7 protein-coding genes are annotated in these 8,071 nt (G+C 73.6%); 2 read left to right on the top strand and 5 right to left on the bottom strand.

The features are described from left to right. The 5 genes from OEB99_RS05520 to OEB99_RS05500 form a co-directional block, all read right to left on the bottom strand. Positions 1-621: ROK family protein (locus tag OEB99_RS05520; RefSeq protein ID WP_263508856.1), on the bottom strand; the 621-nt coding region annotated here is incomplete at its 3' end. Next, complete coding sequence (locus OEB99_RS05515; RefSeq protein WP_263508855.1) at positions 618-1,529, bottom strand: carbohydrate ABC transporter permease; 912 nt, start codon at positions 1,527-1,529, stop codon at positions 618-620. The genes OEB99_RS05520 and OEB99_RS05515, both read right to left, overlap by 4 nt. Continuing rightward, positions 1,526-2,461, bottom strand: a complete 936-nt coding sequence (locus tag OEB99_RS05510) for a carbohydrate ABC transporter permease (RefSeq protein ID WP_263508853.1) — start codon at positions 2,459-2,461, stop codon at positions 1,526-1,528. The genes OEB99_RS05515 and OEB99_RS05510 overlap by 4 nt, the downstream gene beginning before the upstream one ends. 202 nt (positions 2,462-2,663) lie before the next feature. Next, positions 2,664-3,992: an extracellular solute-binding protein gene (locus OEB99_RS05505; protein ID WP_263508852.1), complete on the bottom strand. Its 1,329-nt coding sequence runs from the start codon at positions 3,990-3,992 to the stop codon at positions 2,664-2,666. A gap of 83 nt (positions 3,993-4,075) precedes the next feature. After that, entirely contained in the window at positions 4,076-5,215 is a 1,140-nt protein-coding gene (locus tag OEB99_RS05500) for an ROK family transcriptional regulator (protein WP_263508851.1), read from the bottom strand. 111 nt (positions 5,216-5,326) lie between these two features. Here OEB99_RS05500 and OEB99_RS05495 point away from each other — a divergent pair, with 111 nt between their 5' ends. After that, a complete protein-coding gene (locus tag OEB99_RS05495; RefSeq protein ID WP_263508850.1) occupies positions 5,327-6,562 on the top strand; it encodes an N-acetylglucosamine-6-phosphate deacetylase in 1,236 nt (411 codons plus the stop codon). Then, the gene (locus tag OEB99_RS05490; RefSeq protein ID WP_263508849.1) at positions 6,559-8,025 is read left to right on the top strand and encodes a beta-N-acetylhexosaminidase; all 1,467 of its coding nucleotides are present in this window, start codon (positions 6,559-6,561) and stop codon (positions 8,023-8,025) included. The genes OEB99_RS05495 and OEB99_RS05490 overlap by 4 nt, the downstream gene beginning before the upstream one ends. The last annotated feature ends 46 nt before the right edge of the window (positions 8,026-8,071 follow it).

The raw sequence follows: 8,071 nt of genomic DNA, 5'->3' as shown, positions 1-8,071 counted from the left end.
CGTGGCGGCGTCGCCGCCCACCGGGGCGGTCCCGTCGGGTCGGGCCGCCCACGCCGCCTCCAGCGCACGGCCGGAGGCGTACTCCTCGAGGCACCCGCGCTGGCCGCACGCGCAGCGCGACCCGTCGGCGCGGTAGGTCACGTGCCCGATCTCCCCCGCGGCGCCGCTCGCACCGCGCCGCAACCGGCCGTCGAGCAGCAGCCCGGCGGCGAGGCCGGTGCCGATCGCGAGGAATGCGAGGTCGCCGTGCTCGGCCCGGATCAGGCTGGCCGCACCGAGTGCGGCCGCGTTGAGGTCGTTCTCGACCCGCACCGGCACGCCGCCCAGCCCGTCGCTGACCAGGCGTGCGAGGTCCACCGGCTCGGTGATCCCGAGGTTGACCGCGTGGGTGACCGTGCCCGCGTCGGGGTCGACCACGCCGGGCACGCCGATCCCGACGGCCTCGAGCTCGGCCGGTGTCACACCCACCTGGCTGCACAGCTCGGTGACCGCGGCGACCACGCCGCCGGCCACACCGGGAGCTCCCGGGCGCGAGGCCGCCCGGACACGCGCGAGCACCACGTCACCGTCGAGCAGCACCCCGAGGACCTTGGTGCCGCCGACGTCCACGCCGACCCTCATCCCTTCACCGCCCCGGACACCAGACCGGACGTCATCCGGTTCTGCACCAGCACGAAGAACACGATCACCGGGATGGCGATCAGGGTCGAGGCCGCCATCACCTCACCCCAGTCGACGCCGCGGTTCGCGCTGGCGGCGAGGAAGCCGCGCAGCCACAGCGGCAGCGTCTGGGCGGACTCCGCGGGCAGGGCGACCAGCGCCACCGTGAACTCGTTCCAGGCCTGCAGGAACGCGTACACCCCGGCGGCGACCAGGCCCGGCGCGAGCAGCGGCAGGGTGATCCGGAAGAAGGCCTGGGACCGGGACAGCCCGTCGATCATCGCGGCCTCCTCGAGGTCCGCCGGTACACCCGCGACGAAGCCGCGCAGCATCCACACGGTGAACGGCACGATCGCCGCGACGTAGAACAGCGAGACACCGACGACGGTGTTCAGCATGCCTGCGGTCGCGAGCATCTTGTACTGCGCGATGAACAGGCCCTCGGCCGGCAGCATCTGCACGACGAGCACGGTGATGACGAACGCGGTGCGGCCACGGAACCGGAACCGCGAGATCGCGAGCGCGGCGAGGAACGCGAACAGCAGCACGGCGACGACCGTGAGGCCGGTGACCGCGAGGCTCATCTTCAGCGCGCTGCCGAAGTTCGTGCCGGTCACCGCCCCGGAGAAGTTCGACGTAGTCGGCGACTCGGGCCAGAACGAGGGCGGTGTGACGCGCAGGCGGGCGGTCGGCGTGAACGCCGACAGCACCATCCAGTAGACCGGGAAGGCCCACAGCGCGGCGACCACGAGGGCGACCACGGACGCGAGGACCCGGCCCGCGACACGTCGGGCCCGCGCGGCGCTCGGCCGGGGCGCGGGGCGCGCGGGGGCCGACCGGCCCACGGCGCTCGGGGTGGCGATGCTCATGACCGGTCCTCCGCGAGAAGGCTGCGCACGTACGGCCAGGAGACCGCGATCGTCAGCGCGAGCACGAGGATCGAGACGGCCGCCGCCGAGGCGAAGTCCTGGCGGCCGATGCCGAGCTCGTAGATGTAGTTGCCGAGCAGGTTGGTCTCACGCACCGGAGCGCCGGAGTCCTGAAGCAGGCGGATCTGGGCGAACACCCGCAGGTCCCAGATGATCTGCAGGAGCAGCACGATCGACAGCACCGGCCGGATCATCGGCACGATGATCCAGCGGAAGATCTTGGTGGGGCCGGCGCCGTCGATGGTCGCGGCCTCGAGCACCTCGTCCGGGACCTGGGTGAGCGCGGCGTAGACCGACAGCGCGACGAACGGCACCGACATCCAGACGATGATCACGGTGGCGACGAGGAAGAAGGACAGCGGCTGGGCCAGCCAGTTGTGGCCGTCGAACCCGCTCGCGCCGAGCTGGGTCAGCAGCCAGTTGACGACCCCGGTGCGCCAGTCGAACAGCCACTTCCACACCGTCACCGCGGCGACCAGCGGCATCGCCCAGGCCACCAGCAGGCCGACCTGCAGGATGATCCGGACCACGGTCGGCACGGCCCGCATGAGCAGCGCGACGCCGACCCCGATCGCGACCGTGACGAAGGCGTTGACCAGGCAGAAGACCACCGAGCGCAGCGCGACGGTCCAGAAGTAGCCGTCGGTGAGGATCGCCGAGTAGTTGGTCAGGCCGACGAACTCCGGCGGCTGGCCGAACTGCTGGGCGAGCCCGTACTGCTGGAGGCTCGTGATGACCTGCCAGTAGACCGGGTAGCCCATGCCCAGCAGCAGCACGGCCACGGCGGGGATCAGCAGCAGGTACGGCAGCCGTGGTCGCCGACCTCTCCGGGGCTCGGCCCCGGTGCGCGCGGGCGCGCGCGTCTCAGTCATGGTGCTCATGGTCCCTCCCAGGCGGCACGCCCGGTGGTGGATGCGAGGTGGGGTCCTCGGCTGGCTCGGGCACGACGGGGGTGTGCGTGCCGGGGCGCGCTGCGGCGCGCGCCGGGGGGTCACGCGGATCGGGGCTCCGCGCCGGCCCGGGGTGCCCGGTCCGCCGGATGGTTCCGGCGGACCGGGCGTTCGGCCGGGGCGGTCAGCCCTGGCCGTTGAGCATCGGCGTGAGGGTCTCGTCGTACTGCGCGGCGAGCGCGGTCACGTCGCCACCCTCGGCGATCTTCTGGAACAGGTCCTCGTAGACGAACGCGGCCTCGATGGCGGCCCAGCCCGGCGCGGCCGGGGTGAGCTTGGAGGCGGCGGCGGTCTCGATCATCGTCTGGGCGAACTTGTCGTCACCGAGCGAGGACACGTAGTCGGAGTTGGCCGGGCCGAGCCCGTTCTCGCCGAGCATCTGCTGGTACTCGGGCGAGTAGATGATCGTGAGCAGGTTGCGGGCCAGATCCTGGTGCTGGGACGCGGCCGAGATGGCGAGGTTCGAGCCACCGGCGAAGACCGGGGCCACACCGCCGTCGACGCCCGGCAGGGCGAAGATGTCGTACTTGCTGTCGTCGGCCATGCCGTCGCGGACCTCGTCGCCGGCGTCGTTCGTGGTGAGGTCACCGATCGACCAGCGGGCCCAACCCGGCGCCATGATCGTCGCGGCCTCGGGCGCACCGCCGTCGGCGGCGTCGTTCAGGAAGTCCCAGTACGCCACGTCACGCTCGGTGCTCGGCAGGTTCGAGGCGTTCTGGTAGATGTCCTGCCACATCTCGAGACCCTTGATGGTGTTCGGGTCGGAGAGCGTGGAGGTCCAGGTGCCGCCGTCCTCGGTGGCGAGCTCGCCGCCGTTCGCGAAGACCCACGAGATCCCGTTGCGCCAGTCCTGGCCACCCATCGCGAAGCCGGACATCGAGTCGGTGCGCAGCTGCTTCACGTCGTCGCTGAACTCCGACAGCGTGGTCGGCGCGGTCAGGCCGGCGGCGTCCCAGATGTCCTTGCGGTAGAACATGTAGCGCGAGCCGAAGTAGTACGGCAGGGCGTAGTTCTTGCCGTCGACCATGCCGACGTCGACGAACGACTGCAGCAGCTTGTCGCCGCCGAGCTCCTCGTACATGTCGGAGATGTCGGCGAACGCACCCACCGTGGTGAACGTCGGGGACTGCGTGTTGCCGATCTCGACGACGTCCGGGGTGTTCTCGGCGTCGGGCAGCGCGGTGGTGAGCTTGGTCACCAGGTCGCCCCAGGCCTGCTCCTCGATGACCAGCGTCGAGCCGGGGTTCTCCTCGGCGAACGTGCTGATCAGGTAGTCGCGCAGCGCCTGAGGAGTGTCGCCGCCGGCGACCCACATGGTGATCTCGGCACCCTCGGCCGCGGACGAGCCGCCGTCGGTGGAGGTCGAGTCACTCGCCTCGGGCGTCGTGGACGAGCAGGCGGCGAGCAGGGTGACGCCCGCGAGGGCGAATGCTGCACTCCGTAGAATCTTCACGTCGGGTTCCTTCCTGGTGAAACGGTGCTGGCGGCACCGAGGGATCGCTTCTCCGACACGCAGGTTCGGTCGGCTCGGGGTCGTTACGTGACTCCGAGCTGACCGGACAGGACCAGCACGGCTGCGCCGCGCAACGCCCCGTCCTCACCGAGTGCCGTCATCCGCAGCTGCAGGTCGTCGCTGATGACGGGCATGGTGCGCCTCCGCAGGGTCTGCCGTGCCGCGAGGCGCAGCGGACCGTCGAGGAGCTCCGGGGGCCCGGACAGGACCACCTCGGCGAGGTTCAGGGCGCTGACCACGGGCGCCAGCACGATGCCCAGGCGGCGACCCACCGCGGCGAGCGCCGCGTCGGGGTCGGCCTGCGAGGCACGCTCGCGCAGCGCCGGCACGGACAGCACGGTCTCGAGGCAGCCGGTACGGCCGCACGCGCACAGCAGCGGGGCGCCGATCGCGCCGTCCGCGGTGTCCCGGTCGTCGACCGCGGTGACGTGGCCGATCTCGCCCGCGGCGTGCCGCACGCCGCGCACGAGCGCCCCGTCCAGCACGATCCCGGCGCCGACACCTTCTCCGACGGTGAGCACGAGGACGCCGGCACCGTCGGCGCCGCCGTAGGTCAGCTCGCCCAGGCAGGCGGTGTCGGCGTCGTTCGCGACGTGCACCGGCAGCCCGAGGCGCTCGGTGAGCAGGTCGGCGAGCGGAAGGTCGGTCCAGCCGCGGTTGGGCGCCTGGAGCACGCGGCCGCGCTCGTCGACGACGCCGGGCGAGGCGACGCCGACGCCCAGCACGGGGCGGGTGGCCGCGGCGACGAGCTCGCGGCACAGGTCGGCGACGGCGTCGACCGCGGCGTCGCCGGTGCGGCCGTGGGTCGGTGCGGAGCGATGAACGACGACCTCGCCACCGAGGTCCAGCACGGCGCCGTGCAGCTGGGCGTCGTCGGTGAGGTCGACGGCGACCACCTGGTGGTCGCGGGTGCGCAGGGCGACGAGGGTGGCGGGCTTGCCGACCCGACCCTTGGGGGTCGACCCGACCTCGGCGACCAGACCCTCCTCGAGGAGGGCCATGACCAGGTCGGAGACCGTGACGCGGGTCAGGCCGGTGGCGCGGGCGAGGTCGGCCCGGGAGGCCGGTCCGCCGTGGAAGAGACGCTGCAGCACCATCGAGCGGTGCTGGGCGCGGGCATGCTCGGGCAGCACCTTCGCGGTCGGCCGGAGCGATGTCGTCACATTTGTTAGTGAACCCTCCTTACAATCATCTCGTCAAGCGTCGGCGGGTGTCGTCACGTGTTTGTTACGTTCGGCCCGCGGGCACCGTCCCGACCACGGAAGGACCGGCCCATGAGTCACCAGGACGAGCACCCTGAGCACGAGACGGTGGTGCTCCGCGGCCGCGTGGTGACGCCCGACGCCGTGCTGGACGACGCGGTCGTGGTTGCGCAGGGGGGTGTACTTACCCACGTCGGGCCCGCTGCGACGAGCCCCGTACCCCCTCCCCCGCCCAGCGGCCGCACGCTGCTGCCCGGCCTGGTCGACGTGCACTGCCACGGCGGCGGCGGTGCCGGATTCCCCGACGTGACGTCCGCCGGCGAGGCCCGCACGGCCGTGCGGGAGCACCTCGCGCACGGCACGACGACGCTGGTCGCCTCCCTGGTCACCGCAGCGCGTTCGACCCTGTTGGAGCGCACCGCCACGCTCGCGCCGCTCGTGCGCTCGGGCGAGCTCGCGGGCCTGCACCTCGAGGGCCCGTTCCTGTCCCCCGCCCGCCGCGGCGCGCAGGACCCCGCGTTGATGACCGACGGCGACCCGGCCCTGGTGGACGAGGTCGCCGCGCTGCTGGACGGCGGACTGGTCTCGATGACCGTGGCACCCGAGGTGCCCGGCGTGCTCGGCCGGGACGGCGTGGTCGAGGCGCTGGCCCGGCACGGCGCGCTGCCCTCGTTCGGCCACACCGACGCGAGCGCCGAGCAGGTCCGCGCCGCCGTGGTCGAGGCGCGCGAGGCGCTGGCCCGGCACGGCGCGCGATCGCTGCGGCCGACCGCGACCCACCTGTTCAACGGCATGCGCCCGCTGCACCACCGCGACCCGGGACCGGTCGCCGCGCTGCTCGCCGCCGCGGCGCGCGGCGAGGCCGTGGTCGAGCTCGTCGGCGACGGGGTGCACCTCGACCCGGAGACGGTGCGCGCCGTGGTCGACGTCGCCGCGCGTGCCGACGCGGTCGTCCTGGTCACGGACGCGATGGCGGCCGCGGGCATGGCCGACGGCGCGTACCGGCTCGGCACCGCCGACGTGGTCGTGCAGGACGGCGTGGCCCGGCTGGCGAGCGACGGCGCGATCGCCGGCGGGACCGCCCACCTGCTCGACGAGGTCCGTGCCTCCGTGGCGGCCGGGGTGGGCCTGGTCACCGCGGTGCGGATGGGTTCGGTGGTGCCGGCCGGAGTGCTCGGGCGCGACGACGTGGGCCGCCTCGCACCGGGGTCACGGGCCGACGTGGTCGTCACCGACGCCGACCTGCGCCCGGTCGCCGTGCTGCGGGCCGGGGTGTGGGTCGCGGGCGACCCGGAGGCCGTCCGATGACCACGCTCCCCCTGCTCCCGATCCCCCGCTCGGCGGTGCGCCTGCCGGGTTCCGCGGTGCTCGGGCCGGGCACCACGGTGATCGCGCCGGCGGGCCTCGAGCCCGTCACTGCCCGACTCGCCCGGCGGCTCGGAGCGGCGCTCGGTACGCCGGTGCCGGTGCGCACCGACACGGCCGGCCCGGCTGCGGCGCCGGGCGGGCCGACGCACGTGCGCCTGGTGCTCGACGCCACGGCCGACGGCGACGACGAGGCGTACACGCTCACCGTCGACGACGCCGGCGTGCTGGCGACCGCGAGCGGCACCACCGGGCTCCGGCACGCGACCACCGCGCTGCTGCAGCTCGCCGAGGCGTCCGCGACCCACGGTGCCGCGATCACCCTGCCCGGCGTCAGGGTCGAGGACGCGCCTCGCTACCCGTGGCGCGGGTTCATGCTCGACGTCGCCCGGCACTTCCAGGACGTGCCGACGGTGCTCGCCGTGCTCGAGGTGATGGCCGACCTGCGGCTCAACCGCCTGCACCTGCACCTGTCCGACGACCAGGGCTGGCGGGTCGCGCTCGAGTCGCACCCCGAGCTCGCCGAGCGATCGTCCGGCACCGAGGTGGGCGGCGGGCCCGGCGGCTGCTACTCGGCCGCCGAGCTGCGGACCATCGTCGAGACTGCGGCGGACCTCGGCATCGTCGTGGTGCCCGAGATCGACGTTCCGGGCCACGTCAACGCGATGCTGCACGCGGTCGGAGAGCTCAACCCCGACGGCATGCCCACCGACGCCTACACCGGCATCGAGGTGGGCTTCAGCGGCCTGCACGCCGACCTGCCGGCCACCGAGCCGTTCCTGCGGGACGTGCTCACCGAGGTCGCGACCCTGACGGGCGGTCCGTGGGTGCACCTCGGCGGCGACGAGTGCCCGACCATGGCGCACGCGGAGTACGCGCAGCTCGTGCGCGTCGCGGCGGATGCGATCCGCTCCGCAGAGCGCGCGCCGATCGGGTGGCAGGAGGCCGCGACCACGGGCGCCGTGGACGTCGTGCAGGTGTGGGACCTGCGGTCCGGCACCGACGCCGTGCTCACGGCGGCGCGGGACGGCGCGCGCGTGCTGATGTCACCCGCCCCGCACACGTACCTCGACCTCAAGTACGACGCAGACTTCCCGCTCGGCCTGGAGTGGGCGGGGCACGTGCCGCTGCGCCAGGCGTACGAGTGGGACCCGGAGGACGTGCTCCCCGGGCTCGACCCGGGTGCGATCGAGGGCGTCGAGGCGTGCCTGTGGACCGAGACCGTGACCTGCCCGGACGACCTGTGGGCGCTCGCCCTGCCGCGGCTCGCCGCGGTCGCCGAGGTCGCGTGGTCGCCGCGCGACTCGCGGGACTGGGCCGACGCACGCGAGCGGCTCGCCGACATCGCCCGACGCTGGACCGCCGACGGCCTGGCCTGGACCCGCACGCCCGACGTCGACTGGTGACGAGAGCCGGAGGCGAGCCGACCGCCGGCGGCGGCCCTCGCCGCTC

This window comes from Actinotalea endophytica, assembly GCF_025717005.1.
In the GTDB taxonomy this organism is placed as follows: domain Bacteria; phylum Actinomycetota; class Actinomycetes; order Actinomycetales; family Cellulomonadaceae; genus Actinotalea.
The sequence above is the reverse complement of the archived record's forward strand: the minus strand, read 5'-3'. Positions and strand labels throughout refer to the sequence as shown.

What these genes read in the sequence shown, in the direction of transcription:
- OEB99_RS05510 (WP_263508853.1), bottom strand. Translation starts at nt 2,461, where the DNA reads ATGACTGAGACGCGCGCGCCCGCGCGCACCGGGGCCGAGCCCCGGAGA.
- OEB99_RS05495 (WP_263508850.1), top strand. Translation starts at nt 5,327, where the DNA reads ATGAGTCACCAGGACGAGCACCCTGAGCACGAGACGGTGGTGCTCCGC.
- OEB99_RS05515 (WP_263508855.1), bottom strand. Translation starts at nt 1,529, where the DNA reads ATGAGCATCGCCACCCCGAGCGCCGTGGGCCGGTCGGCCCCCGCGCGC.
- OEB99_RS05490 (WP_263508849.1), top strand. Translation starts at nt 6,559, where the DNA reads ATGACCACGCTCCCCCTGCTCCCGATCCCCCGCTCGGCGGTGCGCCTG.